Origin of the sequence: Burkholderia sp. WP42 (assembly GCF_000745665.1) — a bacterium.
GTDB lineage: Bacteria > Pseudomonadota > Gammaproteobacteria > Burkholderiales > Burkholderiaceae > Burkholderia > Burkholderia vietnamiensis.
This window is the reverse complement of record NZ_JQJT01000011.1, coordinates 233,574-259,543: the sequence shown is the minus strand read 5'-3', so window position 1 is coordinate 259,543 and position 25,970 is coordinate 233,574. Positions and strand designations below refer to the sequence as shown.

At 60.4% G+C, this 25,970-nt stretch carries 18 protein-coding genes and 2 pseudogenes; 17 read left to right on the top strand and 3 right to left on the bottom strand.

Annotated elements, in window-relative coordinates; genetic code table 11:
- The first annotated feature begins 53 nt into the window (after positions 1-53).
- The 12 genes and pseudogenes from EX20_RS33320 to EX20_RS07850 form a co-directional block, all read left to right on the top strand.
- Positions 54-5,141, top strand: coding sequence for a two-partner secretion domain-containing protein (locus EX20_RS33320; protein ID WP_414629607.1), 5,088 nt, complete (start codon positions 54-56; stop codon positions 5,139-5,141).
- A 9-nt stretch (positions 5,142-5,150) separates the two neighbouring features.
- Positions 5,151-9,392, top strand: a complete 4,242-nt coding sequence (locus tag EX20_RS33315) for a hemagglutinin repeat-containing protein (protein ID WP_414629606.1) — start codon at positions 5,151-5,153, stop codon at positions 9,390-9,392.
- Positions 9,393-9,399: 7 nt separating this feature from the next.
- Positions 9,400-9,786, top strand: coding sequence for a hypothetical protein (locus tag EX20_RS31780; RefSeq protein WP_131929094.1), 387 nt, complete (start codon positions 9,400-9,402; stop codon positions 9,784-9,786).
- Between the two features lie 59 nt (positions 9,787-9,845).
- On the top strand, positions 9,846-11,285 hold the full coding sequence (locus EX20_RS07890) for a UbiA family prenyltransferase (RefSeq protein ID WP_034193166.1): 1,440 nt from the start codon (positions 9,846-9,848) through the stop codon (positions 11,283-11,285).
- A gap of 14 nt (positions 11,286-11,299) precedes the next feature.
- Positions 11,300-12,490, top strand: coding sequence for a hypothetical protein (locus tag EX20_RS07885; RefSeq protein WP_131929093.1), 1,191 nt, complete (start codon positions 11,300-11,302; stop codon positions 12,488-12,490).
- On the top strand, positions 12,487-12,825 hold the full coding sequence (locus EX20_RS07880; protein ID WP_034193164.1) for a DMT family transporter: 339 nt from the start codon (positions 12,487-12,489) through the stop codon (positions 12,823-12,825). The genes EX20_RS07885 and EX20_RS07880 overlap by 4 nt, the downstream gene beginning before the upstream one ends.
- An 83-nt stretch (positions 12,826-12,908) precedes the next feature.
- Positions 12,909-14,576 carry a ShlB/FhaC/HecB family hemolysin secretion/activation protein gene (locus EX20_RS07875; RefSeq protein WP_226145613.1) on the top strand — a complete coding sequence of 556 codons (1,668 nt, stop codon included), beginning with the start codon at positions 12,909-12,911 and terminating at the stop codon, positions 14,574-14,576.
- A 24-nt stretch (positions 14,577-14,600) separates the two neighbouring features.
- A complete protein-coding gene (locus tag EX20_RS07870; protein ID WP_034193163.1) occupies positions 14,601-14,822 on the top strand; it encodes a hypothetical protein in 222 nt (73 codons plus the stop codon).
- Positions 14,823-14,926: 104 nt separating this feature from the next.
- Positions 14,927-15,502: a DUF746 domain-containing protein gene (locus EX20_RS32795; protein WP_224020216.1), complete on the top strand. Its 576-nt coding sequence runs from the start codon at positions 14,927-14,929 to the stop codon at positions 15,500-15,502.
- A 67-nt stretch (positions 15,503-15,569) separates the two neighbouring features.
- Positions 15,570-16,534 (top strand): annotated as a pseudogene (locus EX20_RS07855) (IS3 family transposase); the annotation flags it as partial.
- A gap of 213 nt (positions 16,535-16,747) precedes the next feature.
- Entirely contained in the window at positions 16,748-17,797 is a 1,050-nt protein-coding gene (locus tag EX20_RS30445) for an IS110 family RNA-guided transposase (RefSeq protein ID WP_041493840.1), read from the top strand.
- Positions 17,798-17,812: 15 nt separating this feature from the next.
- Positions 17,813-18,025 (top strand): annotated as a pseudogene (locus tag EX20_RS07850) (IS3 family transposase); the annotation flags it as partial.
- Between the two features lie 97 nt (positions 18,026-18,122).
- On the opposite strand, the gene EX20_RS07845 reads toward EX20_RS07850, so the two are convergent.
- Entirely contained in the window at positions 18,123-19,169 is a 1,047-nt protein-coding gene (locus EX20_RS07845; protein WP_034193160.1) for a zinc-dependent alcohol dehydrogenase family protein, read from the bottom strand.
- Positions 19,170-19,302: 133 nt separating this feature from the next.
- Here EX20_RS07845 and EX20_RS07840 point away from each other — a divergent pair, with 133 nt between their 5' ends.
- Positions 19,303-19,767, top strand: a complete 465-nt coding sequence (locus EX20_RS07840) for an Lrp/AsnC family transcriptional regulator (protein WP_034193159.1) — start codon at positions 19,303-19,305, stop codon at positions 19,765-19,767.
- 31 nt (positions 19,768-19,798) lie between these two features.
- Here EX20_RS07840 and EX20_RS07835 read toward each other — a convergent pair whose 3' ends face one another.
- A complete protein-coding gene (locus EX20_RS07835; RefSeq protein ID WP_011884929.1) occupies positions 19,799-20,164 on the bottom strand; it encodes a hypothetical protein in 366 nt (121 codons plus the stop codon).
- Positions 20,165-20,423: 259 nt separating this feature from the next.
- Here EX20_RS07835 and EX20_RS07830 point away from each other — a divergent pair, with 259 nt between their 5' ends.
- The 3 genes from EX20_RS07830 (at position 20,424) to EX20_RS07820 (ending at position 23,881) form a co-directional block, all read left to right on the top strand.
- Positions 20,424-21,860: an aldehyde dehydrogenase family protein gene (locus EX20_RS07830; protein ID WP_014723079.1), complete on the top strand. Its 1,437-nt coding sequence runs from the start codon at positions 20,424-20,426 to the stop codon at positions 21,858-21,860.
- Positions 21,861-21,983: 123 nt separating this feature from the next.
- Entirely contained in the window at positions 21,984-23,174 is a 1,191-nt protein-coding gene (locus tag EX20_RS07825) for an NAD(P)H-dependent flavin oxidoreductase (RefSeq protein ID WP_011884927.1), read from the top strand.
- A gap of 65 nt (positions 23,175-23,239) precedes the next feature.
- Complete coding sequence (locus EX20_RS07820; protein ID WP_011884926.1) at positions 23,240-23,881, top strand: OmpW/AlkL family protein; 642 nt, start codon at positions 23,240-23,242, stop codon at positions 23,879-23,881.
- Between the two features lie 220 nt (positions 23,882-24,101).
- Here the strand turns inward: EX20_RS07820 and EX20_RS07815 are convergent, their stop codons facing one another.
- The gene (locus EX20_RS07815; RefSeq protein ID WP_034193158.1) at positions 24,102-24,305 is read right to left on the bottom strand and encodes a DUF1289 domain-containing protein; all 204 of its coding nucleotides are present in this window, start codon (positions 24,303-24,305) and stop codon (positions 24,102-24,104) included.
- 508 nt (positions 24,306-24,813) lie between these two features.
- Between EX20_RS07815 and EX20_RS07810 the strand changes: the two genes are divergently transcribed.
- Positions 24,814-25,908, top strand: coding sequence for a polyamine ABC transporter substrate-binding protein (locus EX20_RS07810; RefSeq protein ID WP_011884924.1), 1,095 nt, complete (start codon positions 24,814-24,816; stop codon positions 25,906-25,908).
- The last annotated feature ends 62 nt before the right edge of the window (positions 25,909-25,970 follow it).

Sequence of the window (25,970 nt, the reverse complement as noted above, 5' to 3'; positions counted from 1 at the left end):
ACGTTGAATTCAAACAGGATTGCAAGCAGGGGCGCAGTGCGCGTCAACGAAGGATGAACAAGAAACGCTATCGGGTTGTATTCAATCGCGCGCGCGGCGCGATGATGGTCGTTCAGGAAAACGGTACTTCGCCGCATGCAGCCGGGAATTCTCAGGGCGTGAGCACGCCATCGGGCTTGCACGGAGGGCGTATTGTTTGGCAACCGATCGCGATGGCCGCCGCGCTGCTGTTCGGTGTGCCGCTGCCGAGCATGGCGCAGATCGTACCGACGCCGGGTACGCCAACGCACGTGATCCAGACGCAGAACGGTCTGCCGCAAGTGAATATTGCCGCACCGTCTGGCGCTGGCGTGTCCGTGAATACGTACAATCAGTTCGATGTACAGAAAAACGGTGCAATTCTCAATAATTCGCCCACGTTGGTGAACACGCAGCAAGCTGGCTACATTAACGGCAACCCGAACTTCGGCCCTAACCAGTCCGCGCGAATTATCGTCAACCAAGTCAACAGCAATGCGCCTTCTCAGCTTCGTGGTTATGTTGAGGTAGGAGGAAATCGCGCCGAAGTAATACTGTCAAATAGCGCTGGTATTCTGGTTGATGGTGGTGGGTTTATCAATACATCACGCGCGACACTGACGACTGGTACGCCGTATTACGGTGCTGACGGATCACTTTATGGATTTAATGTATCGCGCGGCCTGATTGCAGTGAGCGGAGGAGGTCTGAATACATCGAACGTCGATCAAGTCGATCTGATTGCCCGCGCCGTACAGGCGAACGCAGCCATTTATGCCAAGAATCTGAACGTAATCGCCGGGGCGAACCAGGTTAATCACGACACACTTGCGGCAACGCCGATTGCCGGTGACGGTACCGCGCCTGCCATTGCGATCGACGTAGCCCAATTAGGCGGCATGTACGCCAATCGCGTCTTTCTCGTAAGCAACGAGTTCGGGGTAGGTGTTTCGAATGCTGGAACAATTGCAGCGCAAGCAGGCGACCTGACGCTGCAATCGAACGGCCAGCTTGTACTCGCAGGCAAGACGACTGCGAGCGGGAATCTTGCCGCAACCGCGAACAGCATTCAAAACACCGGCACGACGTATACGCAACAGAGCGCAAACGTTTCAGCAGTTGGTACGTTGTCGAACAGCGGCACGCTGGCCGCGCAGCAAAATACCACGGTCACCGCAGGCAGCATCAATTCCACCGGGACGCTCGGCGCAGGTGTGAATAACGACGGTTCTGTCGGGAAAAGCGGTGACCTGAATCTTTCGAGCAGCGGCCAACTGACGGCAACCGGTCAGAACGTTGCAGGTGGTAACGCGTCGATTTCTGGTGGCGCAATCAATCTCGCAGGTAGCCAGACGGCTGCGAACGGCAATCTGTCGCTGAACGCGAACGCCGGGGACGTGAACCTTTCTAATGCGACGACGAGTGCGCAGGGCGCTCTCAATGCGAACGCAGCGGGTGCGTTGATCAACGATCACGGCACGCTGTCGAGCCAAGGCAACGCAACGTTGACCGCAGGCAGCATTTCGAATCAAGGCGGCAAGGTATCGGCGCAAGGTCCGCTGAACGTGCAGTCGAACGGCGCAATCGCGAATCAGGGTGGCACGCTGGTTTCCGAAAATGCGATGCAGGTGCGCGGCGGTGCGATCGCGAACAACCAAGGCACGATCCAGAGCGCGGCCGGAATGAATATTTCGGGAAACTCGTTGGAAAATTCGGCCGGTCGCGTTACATCGTTGAACGGTGACGGTTTGTCGATCGCGACGACCGGGCAATTGGTCAATGCCGCAGGAGCGACCGCAGCGGGTGCGCAGGGCGGTGTGATCGGTGGAAATGGCAGCGTCAATGTGCAAGCCGGAACCGTTGCTAACCACGGTGCGATTACCGCGCAGACGGACCTGCAAGTCGGTGCGCAGTCTGTCGATAACGGCAGCGGTGCGATGTCCGCCGGTCGAAATGCGACGATCAATGCCGGTGCGCAGTTGACGAATGGGTCGGGTAGCATCGCGGCCGGACAATCCGCGACGGTGAATGCCGCGTCGCTGAGAAATGATGCGGGTTCGGTGCAGGCAGCACAGTTGTCGCTCGGGGCGACGAATTTGTCGAACCACGGCGGCTCGATTACACAAACCGGGACCGGCGCAATGAATATTGCCGTCTCGAACACGCTCGATAATTCGAGCAGCGGCGTTATTCAGACCAACAGCACGGACCTGAACCTGACGCCCGCGACGCTGATCAACGACCACGGAAAAATTACTCACGCAGGCAGCGGTACGTTGTCGATCGCGACCGGTGCGATGTCGAATCAGGGCGGTACGATCGCGACAAATGGCGCGTTGAGCCTGAAGGCGGCTGCTGTTTCGAACAGCGCCGGGACGCTGGCCGCGCAGCGACAGGCGGCGCTCGACGTGCAGTCGCTCGATAACCCTGCGGGCGGCTACGTCGGTGCGGACAGCATTACGCTGAAGGCTCAAGGCGCTGTCGATAACCGTGCGGGCACGCTCGAAGCGAACAATGGCGTTTCTGTAGCGGCCGATAGTCTCGCGAATGATGGAGGCTCACTTAAAAACGTGGGCGCGAGCACGTTGTCCGTCACGACGACAAACGCGCTGACGAATACAGCGGGCGGCACCATTGGCGGCAACGGGGACGTCTCGGTGTCGGCAGGCAGCGTCGATAATTCGAATGGATCGCTGTTGGCGGCGCAATCGCTGTCCGTGCAGTCGAACGGTCAAATTGCGAATGCCGCTGGTCTTGTTCAGGCGAACGGGAATCTGTCGCTGCGCGCGCAAGGTGCCGTGATTAATAGCTCCGGCCAAATTGAAGCGAACGGCGCAACATCCACGCTCGCCGTCTCGGGTTCCAGCGTTGACAACAGCGACGGACGTATCGCGAATATCGGCAGCGGTGCAACGACGATCGATGGCGGCGCGTCGATCACGAACACCGACGCGTCAGGTAAGGCGGGTGCGGGTACGATTGGCGGAAACGGCGATGTCACGCTGACCGCGCAAACGCTCACGAATGCGCAAGGCGGTCAGACGCTTTCGGGGCATGACCTGACGCTTAAAGTAAGTAACAACGTAAACAACGCCGGTGGCGTGCTGTCGGCGGCAAATAATCTGACGTTGAACGGTGCGAATGCAGCCCTTTCGAATCAGGGCGGCTCCGTTCGTGCAAACGGCGCGCTGTCGTTGAACACCGCATCGATCGACAATACTTCGGGCAAAATTGGTAATGACGCAGGCAGCGGCGGCAGCGTATCGATTCAGACGGGCACCCTTGCGAACCAGAATGGCGCGATCGGTAGCGATCAGGACCTGACGCTGAGCACCGGCACGCTGTCCGGCGACGGTTCGATTATCGCCGGTCGCAACGGCTCGATCACGCTCGGGAGCGATTACACGCAGACGGCCACGAACAGACTGCATGCGAACGGCAACGTGAATTTCACCACGTCGGGCAAGCTGACGAACCAAGGCGTGCTGGATGCCAATGGCGCGCTCACGGTGAACGCGGCGAACGTCGACAACCAGAGCGGCGCGGATTTGAATTCCGCGACGACGACGGTCAACGCAAATGGCGGCACGATCGACAACGCAGGCCGGATCGAAGGCGATACCGTCGTGACCAACAGCGCGACGTTGAACAACACGGGCACCGTGATCGGTGCCAACGTCACTTCGAACGCCAACACGATTACGAACACCGGGGCCGCTGCTGTCTTCGCCGCAGCTAACCAATTGAACCTGTACGCAACGAGTCAGTTGTCGAATACGGGCGGCGCGAACCTGTTTAGCGTCGGCGATATCAATATCGCGGCGAACGGTCAGCGCGACGCAAACGGCTTGCTTGCGAACCGCACGCAGAGTGTACTGAACGATCAATCCACGATCGAAGCACAGGGGAATGTCGAACTTGCGGCCGGCACGTTCACCAATTCGCGCCCCGCGCCGACTGTCACGACCGAAACGACCGAGACGACCACCGCGCACCAAACCAAGCGCCAGAAATACATCGTGTGCGCGACGATGAATGCGGACCCGAACGGCGGTTGCTCTCAGGCGATGTGGGTGAACGGCTATAAGACGCCGCTTACTTCGAGCTATAGCCCTTCGCAAATCGTATCGGAATCGTCCGGGCCGAACGCGACCGACAAGGTGCTGGTCGTGAACGTCAACGGCAAGCAGCAGACGATTTACTACAACACGCTGACGACCAACGCAGACGGGTCGGTGACGGTCAACTATTGGGACGCATACGACCCGCACGTCAACTACGTACCGGATACGGAATACACGACTCGCAGCGACGGTCACAACGGCTACCAGCGTGTCGAAATCTGGCGCGATACTACGTCCACGATTCAGCAGGACAAGGTGACGAGCCAGACGCCACAGGCGCAGCTAGTCGCGGGTGGAAGTATCACGATGGCGAACGTCGGCACGATCAACAACGACTACAGCGCGATCACCGCCGGCAAGTCGATTCAAATCGGCAGCACGCAGCAGAACGGTTCTGTCGGTAGCGGCAGTTACGGCGGCACGGTTGTGAACAACGTCGGTCGGACGCTGTATCAATACCAGACCGACAACATCGTGTCGATGTACGCATGGAACGAAGACACCACACAGGATCGCGGCACGATCGTAGAGCCGACCGTTGTCCATACGCCAGTCGCGATTGGCGGCACGGGTGGCACGATCATTGCGAATCAGTCGGTGTCGATCACCGGCCAGAGCGTCAATAACCAGAACGTCGCCGCGCAGAATTCATCGACTGGCGCGACGGGTGGCACGCTCGGCAACAATTCGGCCAATCAGGGCGTGTCCGGTAGCGCGTTGAACAAGGTCGGCGCGGCTAGCGGATCGACGACTGTTCCTGCACTGCAATCGGTCGCGAGCGCAACCGGTGCACTGTCGATCACGTTGCCGACGAGCGGCATGTACTCGATCCACTCGGCACCGGGCCAGCCCTATTTGGTCGTCACCGATCCGCGGTTGACGAGCTATACGAATTTCATTTCGAGCGACTACATGCTCGGCCAGTTGAACCTGAACCCGGCGAGCATCGAGAAGCGATTGGGCGATGGCATGTATGAACAGCAGATGGTGCGCAACTAGATTACGCAATTGACGGGCCGCACTTTCCTGCCGGGCTATGCGAGTGCCGAAGACGAGTATCGCGCGCTGATGACGAACGGTGCGAACTACGCGAAGTCATTCGGTTTGGTGCCCGGCATGGCGCTGACCGCTGCGCAAATGGACGCGCTGACGAGCGATATCGTTTGGCTCGTTGATCAGACCGTGACGCTGCCCGACGGCAGCACGACGCACGTGTTGGCTCCGGTCGTCTACATGGCGCAAACGCATGCGAACGATCTGCAATCGACCGGTGCCCTAATCGCAGCGGACGACGTTGAGATTCACACGACGGGCAGCACGACCAACACGGGCGTCATCAAGGGCGGCACGAAGACGGTTCTCACCGCGACCGATATCCTGAATCGCGGCGGCACGATTTCGAGCAGCAGCACGAACGGCACGACAGTCGTATCGGCCAGCAATGACGTTGTGAATTCGTCGGGGATGATTACCGGTAATCGCATCGCCGTCATTGCTGGCCGCGATATCGTTAATACCACGCTGGTGGACACGAATGGCGTCTCTGCTGCTTCTGGCGATAGTAAGGTCAATACGGGCCTTTTGGGGCAGCAGGGCACTATCGCTTCAACCGGCGACATGATCGTCAGTGCCGGTCGCGACCTGACGATGCATGGCGCGAATCTGTCGGCGGGCGGTGACGCACTCGTAACAGCGGCACGCAATATCAACGTCGATACGGTTCAGGCGAACACTTCGCAATCCGTGACGAAGAATGCGAATCACCATTGGGAAGAAAACAGCACGACCAACGAGACGAGTGCAATTTCCGCGAATGGCAATCTTGGGATTCAAAGCGGCAACGATGCGACATTCAAGGGCGCAGACGTAACGGCCGGAAATGACCTGAGCGTTATTGCTGGCGGCAATCTCGCGGCAACGACCGTGACCGACACCGCACGCTACAACAACGTCGCGACCGACGACAAGACGCGTAAGGAAGTCGATCGCACTTACGATGAGCGTGCGATCGGCACGACTTTCTCGTCCGGAGGGAATGCCACACTCGCAGCAGTGAGCACCGACGCGAACAAGGGCAATGTGACGTTGACCGGCTCGTCGTTGACGGCAGGTGTCACGAACGGAAAGGATAACGGCACGGGCGCGGCCAGCATCGCGGCGACAGGCAATGCCATCGTTAACGAAGGTCGCGAAGAGCACGATAGTTTCGTTCAGACGCAAGCCAAACGCGGCAGCTTCGTTTCCGGTTCCACCACGGACACGATGCAGAACACGCACGCGAATGTCGGCGTCGCGAGCACCGTGTCGGGCGATACTGTTTCGATCCGTTCGGGCAAGGATTTGACAGTACAAGGAAGTAATGTCGTTGGTACAAGCGACGTGAGGCTTGCTGCTGCAGGCAATGTGAATATCACCACGTCGCAGGATACGCAAACCTCCGAAAGCTATTATTCGAAGCGTGAATATGGTTTCCTGTCGGGCCTGAATCCATTGAATCAGCTTGACGGCGGATTGCAGGGTTATACGATCGGCGTGCGCAAAACCACGGATGCGCAGCAGGCAACACAGGTCACGAACAACGGCAGCATGATCGGTTCGCTGAATGGCAACCTGAACATCAGTGCGGGCAAGGATCTGCATGTCACCGGCAGCACCATACACGCCGGAAACGACATTAATCTCGGAGCCACGAAAGTAACGATTGATGAGGCGCGAAACACCGCTACACAGAACGAGCAGCAGTCGTTCAGTCAAACGGCAATTTCTGCGGGCATAAGCAATCCCGTTATCGCGGCAGTGCAGACGGCAAACCAAATGCGCAAGGACGTTAAGCAGACCAAGGGCGATGCGCGGCTCAATGCGCTCGCTGCTGCAACGACCGGACTTGCGGCGAAGAATGCTTTCGATGCAGTCGTGAGTGATCCGACGAGTGTGGGAGGTGTCGGCATTAATGTGTCGCTTGGCACAAGCCACAGCAATAGCAGTTCATCGGCCTCGTCCAATACGGCAGTCGGCAGCACGGTATCAGCTGGCCATAATCTGAACATCGCTGCAGCCGGTGCAGGGGCCGATAGCGATATCAATGTGACCGGCAGCACTCTCAGCGCAGGTCACAATGCGACGTTGAACGCGCAGGGCGATATCAATCTGCAAGCTGCGCAAAGTACGGACAGCCAACAGAGCAAGAACAGCGGATCGAGCGCCAGTATCGGCGTGACGTTCGGTGTCGGTAAATCGAACGGCATTTCGTTTCAGGTTGGCGTCTCAGGTACGAAAGGGCATGGCGACGGCAGCGATACGACTTGGACCAACACAAACGTTGCAGCGGGCAACAAACTCACATTGGAATCAGGCGGCGATACGAACCTGACCGGCGCTGTCGCGAGCGGTAAACAGGTAATCGCTGACGTTGGTGGTGATCTGAATATCAAGAGCCTGCAAGACACGAGCCATTACGATTCGAAGCAGGCGAGCGGCGGTGTGTCTGTCAGCGTTTGCGTGCCGCCGATCTGTTACGGCGCATCGAGCGTGGCCGGGAATATCAGCCAGCAGAAGATGAACAGCGATTACGCGGCGGTCGGCGAACAGTCTGGTATCAAAGCTGGCGACGGCGGATTTGATATCAACGTGAGCGGCAATACCGATCTGAAGGGTGGAGTCATCGCTAGTAGCGATAAAGCTGTTCGGGACGGGGCGAACAGCCTCACAACCGGTACGCTCACGTCGAGCGATATCCAGAATCACGCTTCGTACGATGCTTCTTCGATGGGCATTTCGGGCAGCTATGGCGGCGGTACAGGGAAAAATCAGAAAGGCACCGCTGACAACGTAAACCCGGTTCCGGGTACGACGCTGCCGAAGACCAACGGCGGTAGTGCACCGGGTTTGCAGGTTGCACCGCCGATCGCGATGAGTGCGTCCGGCGATGCTAGTTCGGCAACCCGCAGCGGTATGAGCGGCGGCGCACTGACGATTACTGACAGTGCGAAGCAGCAGCAGTTGACGGGCCAAACTGCAGCCGAAGCCGTCGCGAGCATCAACCGCGATACGTCCAACACTGGTGGCGCGCTCGCACCGATTTTCGATAAGGACAAGATTCGGGCCGGTTTCGACATCACGAGTCAGTTTGTGAATCAGGCTGGCACTTTCGTGACCAACCGCGCGAAGGAAGCGGATGCAGCAAAAGCGGCTGCAAACGATCCGAATCTCACGCCGGAACAACGAGCAGCGGCCCAACAACGCGCCGATCAGTTAACAGCCGAGTGGGGGCCGAGCGGCACGTATCGTCAGGTGCTGACCGCGCTCACGGTCGCGGCCGGTAGCAACGTAACGGGCGGCATGGGCCAACTCGCGCAAAATGCGACGATCGCATACGTGCAACAGCTTGGTGCGAATCAGATCAAGCAAATCGCCGACAGCCTCGGCAATGAAGAGGCGCGCGCAGCACTTCATGCGATCGTGGGGTGTGCTGGCGCAGCGGCGAGCGGTCAAGCGTGTGGCGTTGGCGCAATGGGAGCCGCCGCAAGCTCCGTGATCGGGAGCTTGATGGCTCCAACGACAAATATGTCTGCAGAGGAGCGAGAAGCCCGCGACAATCTCGTGTCGAGCTTGGTTGCTGGCGTCGCCGCGATATCGGGTCAGGATATCGCGACGGCAGCAGGTGCAGCTAAGATCGAAGTCGAGAATAACCAGGTAGCGCTGCCACAGATGGCGCCGCCGCCCACTTGGCTGTCAGGATTCAAGCTGCCGGGTTTTACGGGACAAAGTCGGGACAAGGGTGACAATGCCATTATCGACAATTCGACCGACCTTGATTCGAGTGCGAAAGCGGGACCGCTGATCAGTCCGCTTGGTGCACAAAGAACGGTTGAGGCCATTATCACGGCACTCACGCCTGACTGGCTTCAGCAGATGATGAATGATCCGCTCACGATGGCGGGTTACAAGCCGAATCAGGGTGGCGTCGGTAACATGGGCGCGTTTTTGGGGACACCGGGGTTTGGGTCTGATTTGGACGATGCGTCGCAAAAGACGAGATTGACACCGATCGACGGTCAGAGCGTTTACAAGGCAACCAGTGACGTAGGCGCCATCAGCAAGGGCGACTACTTCTATCTCGACGGATTGCACAAGGATCACCTCGAAGTGTTTGATAGTCGAGGAAAGTTCAGGGCCGTTGTGAACATGGACGGTACCGTGAACCAGTCCAAAACGGACGCAGGGCAGGGGCGCAGGATTAACGTTAAGTGAGAGGGATATGGAGCTGAATCGAATAAAAGTCTTATTGCGAGATTTGGCGCTGTCGCACGGTTTGACGGATGCCGATTTGAATTCCTACAATGTAGAAATGGACGACAACGAATGGCATATTGACTGGAAAAGAAATCTGGATGAATCGTTTGATAAGAGAATTAAATCGATCGAGGCTGCGATAAATCTTTATGATTTGGCTATGAGAAGCGAGGATAGGTTGACGGCAAAAGCGGGATTAATCCATGCCGGAATCGCACTTCAAGATTTGTCGAATTTTTTTGACGGTTTGATGCATGATGTCAAAAAGGCTTATGGTGATCCTCGATTCGGTTGGCCAAAATTTCCAAGTGATGATTGGAAAATTCCACCTGAATACGGGTTCAAGGAATGACTGATCAAATCAAGGAGATGAGTTCAACTGTGCGGTCTATGAAGGTCAAACCATAAGAAATGCGAGAGACCAAAAAACTTCCGCTCGTCGTTGATCTGGATGGCACGTTGACGGTTTCGGATACCTTGATGGAATCGGTGATACGTGTCGTCAAGCGACAACCTACGAACCTACTGCGCTTACCTTTCTGGCTCGCGGCCGGTCGCGCTACGTTTAAGGCTAAGGTCGCAGAGCATGCCGATTTTCGAGCGGAAATGCTTCCCTACCGCGAATCGCTTATCGACTATCTCGCCTGTGAACGTGCGAGCGGGCGAAAAATCGTGCTCGCAACTGCTGCACATCGTTCGATCGCTGAGCGTGTGAGCACGCATCTCGGCCTGTTCGATCATGTCATCGCTTCCGTTGACGACACGAATCTCAAGGGAGAGGCCAAACTGGCCTGCATTCGCCAACAGATCGGCAACGACTTCGTGTATGCGGGTGATAGCAAAGCCGACTTGCCGGTTTGGGCTGGTGCGCGAGGTGCCGTCCTTGCTGGCGTTTCACCTGATGTCGCCGCACATGTCCGGGGCCATGTTCCCATCGAACAGGAGTTCGCGAATGTACCTGCAACGTTCTCCACATGGTGCAAGGCTCTGCGTGTTCACCAGTGGCTAAAGAATTTGCTGTTGTTCGTCCCACTGCTGACGGCCTTTGCATTCCTTGATGTCGACAAAGTCAGCGTGCTCGCACTGGCGTTCTTGTCAATGTCGCTTGGCGCGTCGGCAACCTACATCGGCAACGATCTTTGGGATCTAGACAGTGATCGCAGACATCCAAGAAAGCGCGATCGTCCGTTTGCGAGCGGGGTATTGTCGATCAGTCAAGGCATGGCGTGCGCAGCGGTACTGCTGACATTGGCGTTTGCATTGGCCTTGGCGGTGTCTGCCGAATTTACTGGCATGTTCACGCTCTATCTGCTCTTGACGACCGCGTACAGTTGGCGTTTGAAGTCAGTTGTGCTACTCGATGTGGTCGTTCTGTCATTGCTGTACACGTACCGAATCGTCGCAGGGGCGGTTGCTGCGGAAATTCTGGTGAGCCGCTGGCTTCTCGCGTTCTCCGTATTTGCTTTTCTCAGCCTCGCGCTCGTGAAACGTTGCTCCGAGTTGGTGTTCTTGCGCCAGAGTGACAAAAAGGAGACGTCAGGCCGGGACTATCGGGTGAGCGACCTGGAAGTCCTTTGGCCGTTTGGCATCGGTGCTTCCCTTGCTGCGGTGGTCGTGTTTGGCCTGTTCATCAACGCTCCGGAAACGGTAGCTCGCTACACGATTCCACATCTTCTCTGGTTCGTGCAGATCGGGTTGATCTACCTGTTCGGTCGTCTATGGATCGCCACAGTGCGTGGCGCGATGCACGACGATCCGGTAGTTCATATTCTCGAAAATCGCGGTAGCTTGGGCATGCTTTGCGTCATGGTAGCAATTGTACTGGCTGCTCACTTCTTGCCCGCGCCGTGAGCGGCGCAATTCCTATGACAGAAAAAAATCGAAACCGCGTGCTGGCGTTCTGCCGCTTCGCCATCGTCTACGTGCTGCTGTTCGTGTGCGCGGGAAACATCACCAACAGCATGTTGCTGAAGTGGGGTTTCCGCGATGACCAGAAGGGCGACTTCGCAACCAGCTACAGCCTCGTCGGCATGATGAACGGCGAGGCGCCGAAGCCGTATGTCTACCGCTCGTCGTTCCCGCGAGCCGCAAATTGGGTGGCCGAGTGGCTTGGGCAGGAAAAGCAAGAAAAGCTTTTCAAATCGATCAAGCGACATGATTCGCTGCACAACGCCTATTTCACAAGTGTGCCGGAGGAATATTGGACACCGACCGTGGCGCTCGTCTATCACCTGACGTACATCGCGATCGTGTTGTCGACGCTGTTCGCGCTGTTGCTCGTCTACAAGCTAGCCCGATTGCATGGACTGAGCTTCGGACATTCCGTCGGCTTTCTGGCCGCGTTCAGTTTCGTCTATCCACTCACGTTTCAGCAGGGAGGTTACTACTATGACTTCTTCGAACTGCTTGGTGTGCTCGGTGCGTGCTACTTCCTGCTGAAGAAACGAATGGCGGCATGCACGTTGATGATTTCCATCTTCTCCCTGAACAAAGAAACGTTCTTTCTTGTTCCGCTCGCGCTATTTTCCCTGCACGAGCGCGACGTTCCGGTATTGAAACGAGTCGGTTGGTTGGTGCTGCAGCTTGTGATCTGCGCGGGCACGCGCCATTTCATCATGAGTGGCTATGAGGCAAATGCGGGCGGCTTCGTCGAATTTCACGTGTGGGACAACCTGAAATTCTGGCTCAATCCGATGTCCTACCTGTCGTTCTACAACCTGATCGGAAAAGGCATCTTTACACCGAGTCTCGAAAATCCGTTGATGCTCGTGCCGCTTGCGTTGTTCTTCGGCTCGGCGTGGCGCGCAACGCCACGTCGATACCGTATCTACTTTTTTGCGGCATTCCTGCCGGTGCTGGTGCTGTTCTTCTTCTTCGGCTACCGCGATGAGGCGCGAAACTTTTCGGTCGTATTTCCCGCCATCGTACTGATTGCTCTACATGGCGCGAACCGGTTCAACGCGATTTTCGGTGAGGATGCGAGCGCGTCCGATGACGCCCGCATAAACGCCAGTCCGCGGTCCGATCTAGCGGTAGTAGCGGAGGCTGCACGGTGAACTGGCTGATCGTTGTCGCAAGTGGTCTTTTCGGTGGTCTCGCGAGCATATTGCTCCGAGTTGCTGCCCTCAAGGGACTCACACTTGGTGAGTCGAGCATATTGCCGTGGATCGCCCGTGGGGCAGCTGTCGGTGCCTACGGCGTCGGGTTTCTCCTTTACGCCATCGCGCTGCGCAAAACAACGCTTGGCGTCGCGTATCCGACGATGGTGGCGATTTCTATGCTCGTGGTGTTGTCGTTCACGGCGCTACACGAATCCCTGTTGCGGCCGATGCAAGTCGTCGGTGCTGTCGTCATCCTGATGGGGGTTTGGATGGTCACGCGATACGCGTAATCGAGAGAAGCAAATACATGAAGAAGAAAATCCGAGGGGGTAGTTTTTTTGCCGGATCGCTGCTTATTGCGTCAACCTGCGCGATGGCACAGTCGGTCCAGCCGGTTGGCAACGATCAACAGGCTCGTCAGCAGGAGGAAGTACGCGAGCGTGAACGAACCGTTTCCGCGCCGGGAGTCCGTTCGAGTATCGAAGCACGTGCAGGCTATCCAACGCTGCCGAGCGAACAGCCATGCTTCCACATTGATCATTTCATGGTCAGCGTGCCCGATTCGCTTCCTGATGGCGTGAAAGCGCAGGGTGCATCTGCGCTGCCGATGGATCGCTTCGCGTTCGCTCGTGAATGGCTCGAACACTACACGGGGCAGTGCGTAGGCAAGCAAGGGTTGGATGTACTCGTCAAGGCATTGTCGCAAGACATCTTGTCGCGTGGGTACATCACGACACGCGTATTGCTGCCGGAACAGGATTTGTCGTCCGGTACGTTGAAAGTCTCGCTGATTCCCGGTGTGATTCGTCACGTGCGTTTCGCTGATGAAAAACTGCGCGGCACATGGAAAACCGCGTTTCCAACACGCGACGGCGAACTGTTGAACCTGCGCGACCTTGAGCAAGGTTTGGAGCAGATGAAGCGCGTACAGAGCCAAGACGTATCGATGCAGATTGTTCCGGGTGACGTACCGGGCGAAAGCGATGTCGTGCTCGATGTGAAGCGTGGCAAGCCGTGGACAGTCGTTGCATCGATCGACAACTCAGGCACACGCGCGACCGGCAAGTTACAGGGCAACCTGTCGCTCGGTATCGATAACCCGCTCGGCCTGAATGACATCTTCAACGTCGGCGTGAGCCAAGACCTTGAACTCGGCGACAAGCGCCTTGGTTCCCACGGCTGGAACGGTTTTTATTTGATCCCGTGGGGCTACTGGACCGCAACGTTATCGGCCTACACGAACACGTACTACCAGCAAATCGCGGGCGTGAATCAAACGTTCGTCGCGAGCGGCAATTCGAAGACGATCGATTTCAAGCTTGCCCGAGTGCTTGCCCGCAGTCAGAACGACGTGTTCGGCGGCTATGTCCGCTTGTCCCGTCGCTTCGGTCAGAGCTTCATCGAAGATACGGAAATCCCGCAGCAGCGTCGTAACAACACGTTCTTTGAATTCGGTCTGACCGACCGTCACTATTTCGACGGGGCGCAGTTCGACGGTACGCTTGCGTTCCGACAGGGCGTCGGGGGCTTGGGTGCGCGGGACGACATTCTTGCTGCCGGTGGAGGTCCGACTTACCGTTTCAAGATGGCGGTACTCGATGCGAACCTGTCGGTGCCTTTCGCGATCGCGAAGCAGCCGTTCCGATACGTGACGAGCATCCACGGCCAATATACCGGGAACTCGCTGTACTACATCGATGACTTGACGATCGGCAGTCGCTACACAGTTCGCGGTTTCGACGGCGAAACGATGCTGGCGGCGGCGCGCGGCTTCTACTGGCGCAACGAACTGCAGATGCCGATCGGACAGACCGGACAGGCGATTTATGCGGGATTGGATTACGGCCGCGTTTGGGGGCCGCAGCCGGTTGCGTTGGTCGGTACGCAGTTGGCCGGGGCGGTGATCGGCGTCAAAGGCAGTGTATCGACACATTTCGGCGGCTACGGCTATGACCTGTTCGCCGGTGCGCCGGTCTACAAGCCGTCGGGATTTCCCACTGCGCGTGTGACGGTCGGGTTTCAGGTGACGGCGCAATTCTAGAGCATCGATACAAGGACGGACACGATGGCGCAGACGTACGGGAGCCAGATATTTGGACCGCTTTACGACGTGGTGGGTTGGGTCGCGGCGGTAGGCATTTTTTTCTACTTCGCCCTTGGCGCTCAGGGACTGAGTATCGCGCAACGTGAGCGGGTGCCGCGTTGGTTGCTCAACAAGAAAATTTGTTTTTCGTTGGCTTTGTTCAGTGCAGTGATGGCCGTAGCGAAATTCGCTCACTGGATTTGACGAGTGTTGACGAGAGGACGTCCGGATTTCCGACAGCACGTTGGACGGTCGGATTTCAGGTCACGGTGCAGCTTTGAGTGGTCGCGGTGAGCAGCGCAATTTGTATGTTGACAATGAAGACCTCTCGACAACATTCAACGCAGGAAGATCGTGAACTGACCGCATTTCTGCAGCGGCATATCGATGCGTTGGTGTCGTCAAATTCGGAGCCGCGTCCGCCGTGTTTCCATTGCGGCTCCGTACATGTCGGCATTCAAGGATACCGAAACGCGTTGAGCGGTCAGCGAATTCCGCGCTTCTTGTGCAGGACGTGCAATCGCGAATTCACGCGGTTGCACGGTACGCCGTTGTACGGGCGTCATGCACAGAAGATGGAGGCGTTGATCCCGCTTCTATCGCAGCCGATCAGTCGTGCGGACGTGACTGAGATGCTCGGGACCGAGTCCATGAATATTGCGACAAAGGTGAAAGAGCTACGTGCGTGGCTGCTCGAACTCGACCCAACGGGCAAATGGGAAGCGCGGGTGAAGCTCGGCGGCTTGCCGACGGCGATCCTTCCTGCGCAGTGGCATTTCGAAGAAGCAGGTGCGCGTGAGGACCTTGAACTGACGCGACGGCTCACCGCAGAGTTTGACGAGATTCATTCGACAACGGGCCGAGCACCCGCGTGTCCATACTGAGCTTCCCCTGAAATTTCGCCTTCCATCGAGTCATGTATAAACTCGACGGAAAGGAAGGGAATCAGGGATGTTCAAGGTACCGAAACAATCGTACACGCCGGAATTCAAGGTTGCAGCCGTGCAGCGGGTCAAGGACGGCCAGGGCTTTGCTGTGGTGGCCCGGGAACTGGGCATGTCGGAGCAGACGCTGCGCCACTGGGTAAAGGCCGAGGCGTCGGGCAAGCTGAATGGAGCCGGAGCGAAGCCAGTTACGCCGGAGCAGATGGAGCTTTCGCGCATGCGCGCCGAGATCAAGCGCCTGCAACTGGAACTTGAGATCGCAAAAAAAGCGGCAGCATACTTCGCGAAGGACCTGCTGTGAGGTATGCCTGGATCGACCAGCAGGTCGGGCAGTATCCGCTGTCGTCGCTGTGCGGGGTGTTGTCGGTCAGCGTGAACGGTTATCGCGCGTGGAAGCGCGGCGGCAAGTCGGGGCGAACGCGACTGACGGACACGCAATTGCTGACGCTGATCTGGACGGTGCACGCCGAGGTCAAAGGAGCATACGGTTCGCCGCGCATGACTGAGGAAATCCGTGATCGAGGCTTTCCGGCCAGCAAGGAGCGCGTGGAACGGCTGATGCGTGAGCATGGCATCCGGGCGCGGCACAAGCGTCGTTACCGGGTGACGACCGATTCGAAACACAAGCTGCCGGTCGCGCCAAACCTGTTGAACCGCGAGTTCACGCCCGCCGCGCCGAATCAGGTGTTCAGCTCGGACATCACATATATCTGGACCGACGAGGGCTGGCTGTACCTGGCCGTGGTGCTCGACCTGTTCAACGGGGAGGTGGTGGGCTGGTCGATCAAGCCGCGCATGACGGCGGGTCTCGTGACGGACGCGCTGACGATGGCTTGGTTCCGCCGCCGTCCCGCGCCGGGTGCACTGTGCCATTCGGATAGAGGCAGCCAATACGCGAGTCACGAGTTCCAGCGCAAGCTGAGCGCCTACGGCATGCGCTGCTCAATGAGTCGCAAGGGAAACTGTTGGGATACTCAGTTCAGAATACGCCTCGAACGTCGGATCGATCTGACCCGTGCTGGGATTGGCCGAGTTGCCTTGGCATTGACCTGTCGATCGAGCTCCGGCGTTCCCCGAGCGTTGCCGGGCCCAGCGTTTGTGACCTGATAGGAGCTTTGTCCTGCACCGTGAGTGTCCTGTCCAGCGAGTGGGATTGGCGATGCGTCCACCACGACGGAAACACGCATGGAACAACACGAAGTCATCCTGGGCGTCGACACGCATCTCGATACACATGTCGGAGCAGTAATCAGCGAAACAGGAAAACTCCTTGGAACCCTTTCGGTGCCGGCCGAGACCGCGGGATATCTCAAGCTGCTGACCTGGGCGAATTCTCTCGGTCACCTGCGTCGGGCTGGCGTTGAAGGTACCGGCACCTATGGCGCAGGCCTTGCCCGCGTGTTGCGCGATCACGAGATTGAGGTGCTGGAGGTCAATCGTCCGGATCGGGCTGCGCGTCGATCGCGCGGAAAGTCCGATCCGACCGATGCAGAAAACGCCGCGCGTGCGGTCCTCGCCGGGAAGGCAACTGCGATTCCCAAAGAGCAATCTGGGGCGGCCGAAGCAATGCGAGCTGTTTCCGTTGCTCGTCGCAGCGCCGTCAAAGCCAAGACGCAGGCGATCAATCAGTTGCGAGCCTTGCTGGTGAGCGCGCCGCAGGACATCCGCGAACGCCTTCTGAAGACAAAGACCGCCGAATGCGTTGCCAACTGCTCACGGCTGCGCTCGTTGGGTAACACGCCGATGTTGCAGACTCTGGCCACCACGCTGCGCTTGTTGGCAAAGCGCTATCTCGCGCTGGCGGAAGAACTCACGACGCTCGATGCGATGCTCGAACAACTAACCCTCAAGCATGCCAGACGGCTTCGGGAACGATTCGGTGTTGGGCCTCAAACGGCGGCAGTGCTTGTTGCCGTTGCAGGCGACAATCCGGAACGGTTGAAAAGCGATGCCGCGCTCGCCGCGCTTTGTGGCACGAGTCCATTGCAAGCATCTTCCGGAAAAACGGTCCGACATCGCCTGAATCGAGGCGGCGACCGCGCTGCGAACAACGCCTTGTGGACCATTGCCATGGTGCGAATGCGCAGTGACCCGAGAACCCGCGCATACGTCGAGCGACGGACCAAGGAAGGAATGTCGAACAAGGAAATTCATCGCTGTCTGAAGCGTTATATCGTCAGGGAGATGTACCCGCTCATTCTTGCCGACTTAGCCGATTCAGCCCGTACCACTTGACATAGGAGCGTCATTGCTCCAACGGAAAGCTTCTTCAACAGCTTGAAGAACGAACGGGTTCACGCCACGCGCTACCGGACGCATCAGGACGCGAAGGCCGATCTGTTCGAATACATCGAAGTGTTTTACAACCGCACTCGTCGTCATTCGTCGCTCGGCTTTGTGTCTCCGGAAAGGTATCTTCAGGACTGGATCAACGCTCAGCAGACCAAGAATGCGGCTGCATAACTCAGGACCGTTGGAAGGCGAAAAACCGAGGGAAGCTCACGTTGAGATATGCGAGCACGGCGGCCATGAATCGTGAACCGCTAACCGTTAGCCCCCCTCAGCCCGAAAAATCCGTCACCACCGTCACTCCGGCGCCTTCGAACCGATCCATGTTCATCAGCGCGTCGATCGACTCGCCGAGACTGATTTCCTTGCCGATCAGGCGCTCCGGCGCGAGCTTGCCGGCATGCACCATGTCGAGCATCGCGCCGTAGCGATGCGCCTGCATCCCGTGGCTGCCGAGAATCTCGAGTTCGTGCGCGATCACCTTGCTCATCGGCACGGCCGGCGTCGCGTGTTCGCCGAGCATCAGCCCGACCTGCACGTGCTTGCCGCGCCGGCGCAGGTTGCTGATCGAGTTGAAGCAGGTGGTCGGATGGCCGAGCGCATCGAGCGAGACGTGTGCGCCGCCGCGCGTGATCTCCTTCACCGCGTCGACGACGTCCGTCACCTGCGACGCATCGACGGTCGCCGCCGCGCCGAGCGCGCGCGCGAGCGTTAGGGCACGCTCGGAAATGTCGATCGCGACGACGTTCGCGCCGATCGCGTTCGCGATCATGATCGCCGACAGGCCGACGCCGCCGCAGCCGTGCACGGCCACCCACTGGCCGGCCGACGTGCGCCCCTGGTCGACGACCGCGCGAAACGACGTCACGAACCGGCAGCCGAGGCTCGCCGCGGTCGGGAAGTCGAGCGCATCGGGCAGCCGCACGAGGTTCAGGTCCGCGTGGTGGATGCCGACGTATTGCGCGAACGAGCCCCAGTGCGTGAAGCCGGGCTGAAACTGGCGCTCGCAGACCTGCTGATTGCCCGAGTGGCATTCCGGGCAATGGCCGCAGCCGCCGACGAACGGCACCGTCACGCGGTCGCCGGCCTTCCAGCGCGTGACCGCCGCGCCCGCCGCGACCACCACGCCCGCCAGTTCGTGGCCCGGCACATGCGGCAGCACGATATCCGGATCGTGTCCCATCCAGCCGTGCCAGTCGCTGCGGCACACGCCGGTCGCCTTCACCTCGATCACGACGCCGTCGGGTGCCGGCCTCGGATCGTCCACGTCCATCAGCCGCGGCGCCGCGCCGAACGCTTCATAAACGACTGCTTTCACGATCTCCTCCTGGGTCGAATGACTCTTTCAATATAGCGCGGCAATGGTGGATTGTTCTTTCGTCTTGCGATTGAGAAGCGCACGATTCTGAGATAGCCTTTCGACGATCGTGCGATTGCCGCAAGGAGCTTTCATGGAGCAACTGGACAGGATCGATCGCGGCATGCTGGACATGCTGCAGCAGGACGGGCGCGTGTCGAACGCGCGCCTGGCAGAGGCATTCTCGCTGAGCGAGACGTCGTGCTGGCGCCGGCTGCGCCGGCTCGAGGAAGCGGGGCTGATCGCCGGTTATCACGCGCGGCTCGATCGCAGAAAGCTGGGGTTCGGCGTGATGGCGTTCGTGCAGATCGTCTGCACGCAGCACAGCGAGGTGGTGACCGCGGAGTTCGAGCGCCTGATCCAGGCGAGCCCGAACGTGCTCGCCTGCGACAACACGACCGGCGAAGCGGATTTCCTGCTGCAGGTCGTGGCAGCCGATCTCGACGACTACAGCCATTTCGTCGAAAGGGTATTGCGCAAGCTGCCTGGCGTGCTGAGCATTCGCTCGAACCTGTCGCTGCGGCAGCTGAAATCGACGCAGCGGCTGCCGATCGTGTGACGCGCACGCCGGCGCGTGCGTGCGCCGACGCTTAGTCGGCGAGCCGTTTGTCGGCGAGCGCCTTGCAGCAGTCTTCGTACACGCGCTGCACGAGTTTCGCGCGGTAGTCGAGATCGTCGGTATCAACGATCTCCTCGACGGCGTCGCGCGCCCAGGACGCGTCGACGAAGCTCGCGTGCCGTTTCGCGATGTCCTGCGCGAGCGCGGCCAGCTTCGCGAGCGCGAGCCAGTCGGACTGCCGGCGATGGCGGTCGAGCCAGCGGTGCGCGGCCTGAACCTGGAACGCCGCGTCCGGCCAGCATTCATTCAGATAAAACGCGCCGAGATTGCCGCAGGTGAGCCAGCACAGCAGCTCGAGGCGGTCTTGCGAGCCGAGGGTACGGGATGCGTCGGTCATGGCAGCGCTCACGAAAGGCATCGATTCCGGGTGGCGCGGCGTGCAGCGGCCGGCGCCGATACTAAAAACATAGCACGATGCGCGCCACCTGGCGCACCGGCGTCGCGGGCTCGGCTCGGAAGGTCGAACCCGGGGCCGGCGGCGCGCGCACCGCAGCCCCACCGCGCGCCCGCAGCGGGTCGGCCGCGTCGGCTTCCCACGCGTCGCCGCACCCGTCGCACCGTCGTTAGAATGGCCGTTTTCCGGGAGACAGGAAGCGATGAAAATCTACGATCAGTTCTACATCGACGGCGCATGGTGCAAACCGGCCGGAGCCGGCACCATCGACGTGATCGACTCCGCCACCGAGGCGGTGCTCGGCCGGATTCCCGAAGGTGCGGCGACGGACGCACGGCACGCGGTCCGCGCGGCGCGCGCCGCCTTCGACGCGTGGGCCGCGACGCCGCCCGCGACGCGCGCCGGCTACCTGCGCAGGATCGTCGAGCGCTTGCAGACCCGCAGCGAGGAGCTCGCCCAATCGATCACCGGCGAGGTCGGGATGCCGATCAAGCTGTCGCGCGCGATCCAGGTCGGCGCGCCGGTCTACAACTGGAAGGCATACGCCAAACTCGCCGAGTCGTTCGAATTCGAGGCGAAGGTCGGCAATTCGCTGGTGGTGCGCGAGCCCGTGGGTGTCGTCGCGGCCATCACGCCGTGGAACTATCCGCTCAACCAGATCACGCTGAAAGTCGCGCCGGCGCTCGCGGCCGGCTGCACGGTCGTCCTGAAGCCGTCCGAGGTCGCGCCGCTCAATGCGTTCATGCTCGCCGAGGCGATCCACGAAGCCGGGTTGCCGGCCGGCGTGTTCAACCTCGTGTGCGGATACGGCCCGGTGGTCGGCGAGGTGCTGGCCACCGATCCCGAGGTCGACATGGTGTCGTTTACCGGTTCGACGCGCGCCGGCAAGCGCGTGGCCGAATTGGCGGCGGCGACCGTCAAGCGCGTCGCGCTGGAGCTCGGCGGCAAGTCGGCAGCGGTGATCCTCGACGATGCCGATTTCCCGGCGGCGGTGAAGGGCACGGTCAACGCGTGCTTCCTCAACGCAGGCCAGACCTGTTCCGCGCACACGCGCATGCTGGTGCCGCACGCGCGCTACGACGACGCGCGCGCACTCGCGAAGGCGGCCGCCGAAGCCTATGTCGCGGGCGACCCGCGCCAGGAGACGACGCGCCTCGGCGCGCTCGCGTCGGCCGTGCAGCAGCAGCGCGTGCAGGCCTACATCCAGCGCGGCATCGACGACGGCGCCGAACTCGTGACGGGCGGCACGGGCCTGCCCGACGGGCTGACGAAGGGCTTCTTCGTGAAGCCCACGGTGTTCGGCCGCGTCGACCCGACGTCGGCGATCGCGCAGGAGGAAATCTTCGGGCCGGTGCTGTCGATCATCACGTATCGCGACGAAGACGAAGCGGTGCGCATCGCGAACGACACGCCGTACGGGCTGGGCGGCGCGGTATGGGCGGGCAGCGACGAGCGGGCGCTGCGCGTCGCGCGCCGGCTCCGCACCGGGCAGGTCGACATCAACGGCGGCAGCTGGAACAGCGCCGCGCCGTTCGGCGGCTACAAGCAGTCGGGCTACGGCCGCGAGAACGGCGTGTACGGGCTCGAGGAGTACCTGGAATACAAGTCGATGCAGCTCAGGCCGGCGAATCCGTCCTGACGCGTTTCACGCCACATCGCTCGCCACGGCACGCTCGCGTGCCGTTTTTTTGTTGACGGCCATCAAGATGCACACCGGTGGATCGTCGATCATCGCTGTTCCGATGTTTCGACGAGGCTCCAGATGACCGTACCCACTCCCTTCCCGCCGCTCACGATTCGCGGGCGCACGCTACTGCCGGTGGTGCAGGGCGGCATGGGCGTAGGCGTGTCCGCGCACCGCCTTGCGGGCACCGTCGCGCGCGAGGGCGCGCTCGGCACGATCGCGAGCATCGACCTGCGTCATCACCACGCGGATCTGCTCGCGCGCTGTCGCGCGCATCCCGACCGGGCGACGCTCGAGGCCGCGAACCTCGAGGCGCTCGCGCGCGAGGTTCGCCTCGCGAAGACTTACAGCGAAGGGCGCGGGATGATCGCCGTCAACGTGATGAAGGCGGTGAGCGCCCATGCGGACTACGTGCGCGTCGCGTGCGACGCGGGCGCGGACGCGATCGTGATGGGCGCGGGCCTGCCGCTCGATCTGCCCGATCTCACCCAGGGCCACGACATCGCGCTGATTCCGATTCTGTCGGACAGCCGCGGAATCGCGCTGGTGCTGAAGAAATGGATGAAGAAGGGCCGGCTGCCCGACGCGATCGTGATCGAGCATCCGGCCTATGCGGGCGGCCACCTCGGCGTCACGCAGATCGACGACATGCACGACGCCCGATTCGATTTTGCGCGCGTGCTCGACGAGACGGCGCAGGTGATGGCCACGCTAGGACTCGAGCGCGACACGATCCCGCTGATCGTTGCGGGCGGGATCGGCAGCCACGACGCGGTGCGCGCGGCGCTCGCGGCCGGCGCGAACGGCGTGCAGATCGGGACGCCGTTCGCGGTGACGGAAGAAGGCGATGCGCATCCGAACTTCAAGCGCGTGCTGGCCGATGCGGTGCCCGACGACATCGTCGAATTCGTCAGCGTGACCGGTCTGCCGGCGCGCGCGGTCCGAACCCCATGGCTCGATCGATACCTGCGTAACGAGGCGCGCATCCGCAGCAAGCTCGGCGCGTTCAAGCAACGCTGCCCGACCGCGCTCGAATGCCTGAGCGTATGCGGGTTGCGCGACGGCATCGAGAAGTTCGGGCACTTCTGCATCGACACGCGGCTCGCGGCCGCGTTGCGCGGCGACGTTGCGAACGGGCTGTTCTTCCGCGGGCGCGAAGCGCTGCCGTTCGGCACGGCGATCCGCAGCGTGCGCGATCTGCTCGAGCTGTTGCTGACGGGCCGTGTCGCAGAGCCTGCGGCAAACCGCCCCATGTTTACGCTCGCTTGATCGATATCAAGATGAAAAAAAGACCCTATTGGGAGAATGGTATCCATTCTTTGGGGGTCCGTACCATGCATAAAGCGATTCAAACATTTGTCACCACCACCGCCGTCGCGGCCAGCCTTATCGCGATGCCTTCGCTGTCCCACGCGGCTTCCGCGGGCGACGGTATCAATCAGGGTGACGTCCTGGTGCGGTTGCGCGCGATCAGCATTCAGCCGAACGAGCGCGGCAGCGACACGCTGGGCGCGATCAACACCGGCGTGAACAACGCGATCGTGCCTGAACTCGACTTCACGTACATGATCCGCGACTACCTGGGGGTCGAGCTGATCCTCGGCACGTCGCGCCATCAGGTCACGTCGAGCCTGGGCAATCTCGGCGGCGTGGGCGTGCTGCCGCCGACGCTGCTGCTGCAATACCACTTCAACCACGCCGGCAAGGTGCGTCCGTATGTCGGTGCGGGTCTGAACTACACGTACTTCTACAACAACGGTCTGAATGTCGGCGGCCAGGGCGTGTCGATCAACAAGAGCAGCTTCGGTCCGGCGCTGCAGTTCGGCGTCGACGTGCAACTCACCAAGAAGGTGTTCATGAACGTCGACTTGAAGAAGATCTGGATGAGCACCGACGCGACGCTCGGCGACAAGGGCATCGGCACGCTGCACATCGATCCGCTGATCGTCGGTATCGGCGTCGGGATGAAGTTCTAAGCGAGCAGAGCAACAAACTGAGTTGGGGTTGGCGGCATGGCAGTCGGCATGCCGCTCTTTTTTTATGCAGCGCCGTTGCGGGTGGGGCCGGAGCACGCAGCGCGCGGCGGCAAGCGGGACGCGTACGTCGCGCTGCCGGAACACGCCGGCGTCGCGATTAACCGGCAGCGGCGTTGCCGTTCACGGGCCGCGCGAGCGGTACGTATCGACGCGCGTCGTCTTACAGCTTGTCGTACTGGAAGCGCATCGCGGTGCCGTCGCGCGTGATGCGTTCCCATACGACGCGCTTTTCTTCGTCGCTGAGGAACACCCAGTTCGATACCTCGGCGGCCGTACGGCCGCACCCCTTGCACACTTCGTCGAACAGGGTCGAGCACACGCCGATGCAGGGGCTGTCGGGCAGGTCGTGGAGATTGGAGGCCATCTGAAGGGTTCGCGCGGTGGAGTCGACGGGGCGTCATTTTAATGCATCGGCATGGCTCGACCCGGGCGAGCCGCCATCCGGGCGCACGGCGCGTCGCCCGACCGCGCGTGCGGCTGACCGGGCGCCGATCCACATCGGCCGTCCAGCACGGCACGGCATGCGGCGACGTCACCCACTGAGCGCCTACGCGCTCGCGACCCGATCGCAACCTTGGCGTGCCCTGCGCGCCCGCAAGCACGACTCGCACGCCGATTCACCGCCGCCTTGTTTTCCCCATGGACAGACGCCGATTACCCGATAGAATTCCCCGGGATGCGTTGCTGCGCGCGCCGCCTGAGCGGCCGGTGGCGGCAATGTGTTCCGTTTGCGCGACACGGGCATGATTTTTTTGTGACCGGGCGCGAATGATGATAGCGTTCGGGGTTTTCGGGGGGCGGCGCGCCCAACTGCGCCGCCATGATGAGGCAGACGGCAGCCGGACAAACGGTCCGGTCGGAGGGAGAGCGGGATGAAAGCAAAAGTAGTGGGCCGGTTCGCAGCGCTCGCGCTGTGCGTGGGTGCATCGGCGGCGGCGGCGAAGGATACGCAGCTCAATGTCTATAACTGGTCGGACTACATTGCGAAGGACACGATCCCGAACTTCGAGAAGCAGACGGGCGTCAAGGTCCGCTACGACAACTACGACAGCGACGACACGCTGCAGGCGAAGCTGCTCACCGGCAGCTCGGGCTACGACATCGTCGTGCCGACCAGCAACTACGCGGGCAAGCAGATCGCGGCCGGCATCTTCGCGCCGCTCGACAAGTCGAAGCTCCCCAACCTCAAGTACCTCGATCCGCAGCTGATGGCGCTGGTCGCCGGCGCCGATCCGGGCAACAAGTATTCGGTGCCGTGGGCATACGGCACGACCGGTCTCGCGTACAACCTGACGAAGGCGCAGCAGGCGCTCGGCAAGGTGCCGCTCGACAACTGGGACATTCTGTTCAAGCCGGAAAACATCTCGAAGCTGAAGACCTGCGGCGTGTCGGTGCTCGACGCGCCGGACCAGATGTTCGCGGCGGCGCTGCACTACATCGGCAAGGATCCGATGAGCACGAACCCGGCCGACTACAAGGCCGCGATGGACGTGCTGAAGAAGATCCGTCCGTACATCACGCAGTTCAACTCGTCGGGCTACATCAACGACCTGGTCGGCGGCGACATCTGCTTCGCGTTCGGCTGGTCGGGCGACGTCGTGATCGCGAAGCATCGCGCGGTCGAAGCGAAGAAGCCGTACAAGGTCGAGTACTACATCCCGAAGGGCGGCGCGCCCGTGTGGTTCGACGTGATGGCAATCCCGAAGGACGCGAAGAACAAGGACGCCGCGCTGCAATGGATCAACTACATCGAGGATCCGAAGGTGCACGCGGCGATCACCAACGCCGTGTACTACCCGAGCGCGAACGCCGAAGCGCGCAAGTACGTGCGCCCGGACGTCGCGAACGACCCGGCCGTCTATCCGCCGGCCGACGTCGTGAAGACGCTGTTCCTGCTCAAGCCGCTGCCGCCTGAAATCCAGCGTCTGCAGACCCGTCTGTGGACCGAGCTGAAATCGGGCCGCTGACGCGCGCCGCGGTGAGCCAGCAGTCATGAAGCCCCTGGTGTCCCCGGGGGCTTTGTTCGTCA

What these genes read in the sequence shown, in the direction of transcription:
- EX20_RS33320 (WP_414629607.1), top strand. Translation starts at nt 54, where the DNA reads ATGAACAAGAAACGCTATCGGGTTGTATTCAATCGCGCGCGCGGCGCG.
- EX20_RS31780 (WP_131929094.1), top strand. Translation starts at nt 9,400, where the DNA reads ATGGAGCTGAATCGAATAAAAGTCTTATTGCGAGATTTGGCGCTGTCG.
- EX20_RS07890 (WP_034193166.1), top strand. Translation starts at nt 9,846, where the DNA reads ATGCGAGAGACCAAAAAACTTCCGCTCGTCGTTGATCTGGATGGCACG.
- EX20_RS07885 (WP_131929093.1), top strand. Translation starts at nt 11,300, where the DNA reads ATGACAGAAAAAAATCGAAACCGCGTGCTGGCGTTCTGCCGCTTCGCC.
- EX20_RS07875 (WP_226145613.1), top strand. Translation starts at nt 12,909, where the DNA reads ATGGCACAGTCGGTCCAGCCGGTTGGCAACGATCAACAGGCTCGTCAG.
- EX20_RS07870 (WP_034193163.1), top strand. Translation starts at nt 14,601, where the DNA reads ATGGCGCAGACGTACGGGAGCCAGATATTTGGACCGCTTTACGACGTG.
- EX20_RS32795 (WP_224020216.1), top strand. Translation starts at nt 14,927, where the DNA reads ATGTTGACAATGAAGACCTCTCGACAACATTCAACGCAGGAAGATCGT.
- EX20_RS30445 (WP_041493840.1), top strand. Translation starts at nt 16,748, where the DNA reads ATGGAACAACACGAAGTCATCCTGGGCGTCGACACGCATCTCGATACA.
- EX20_RS07840 (WP_034193159.1), top strand. Translation starts at nt 19,303, where the DNA reads ATGGAGCAACTGGACAGGATCGATCGCGGCATGCTGGACATGCTGCAG.
- EX20_RS07835 (WP_011884929.1), bottom strand. Translation starts at nt 20,164, where the DNA reads ATGACCGACGCATCCCGTACCCTCGGCTCGCAAGACCGCCTCGAGCTG.
- EX20_RS07830 (WP_014723079.1), top strand. Translation starts at nt 20,424, where the DNA reads ATGAAAATCTACGATCAGTTCTACATCGACGGCGCATGGTGCAAACCG.
- EX20_RS07825 (WP_011884927.1), top strand. Translation starts at nt 21,984, where the DNA reads ATGACCGTACCCACTCCCTTCCCGCCGCTCACGATTCGCGGGCGCACG.
- EX20_RS07820 (WP_011884926.1), top strand. Translation starts at nt 23,240, where the DNA reads ATGCATAAAGCGATTCAAACATTTGTCACCACCACCGCCGTCGCGGCC.
- EX20_RS07815 (WP_034193158.1), bottom strand. Translation starts at nt 24,305, where the DNA reads ATGGCCTCCAATCTCCACGACCTGCCCGACAGCCCCTGCATCGGCGTG.
- EX20_RS07810 (WP_011884924.1), top strand. Translation starts at nt 24,814, where the DNA reads ATGAAAGCAAAAGTAGTGGGCCGGTTCGCAGCGCTCGCGCTGTGCGTG.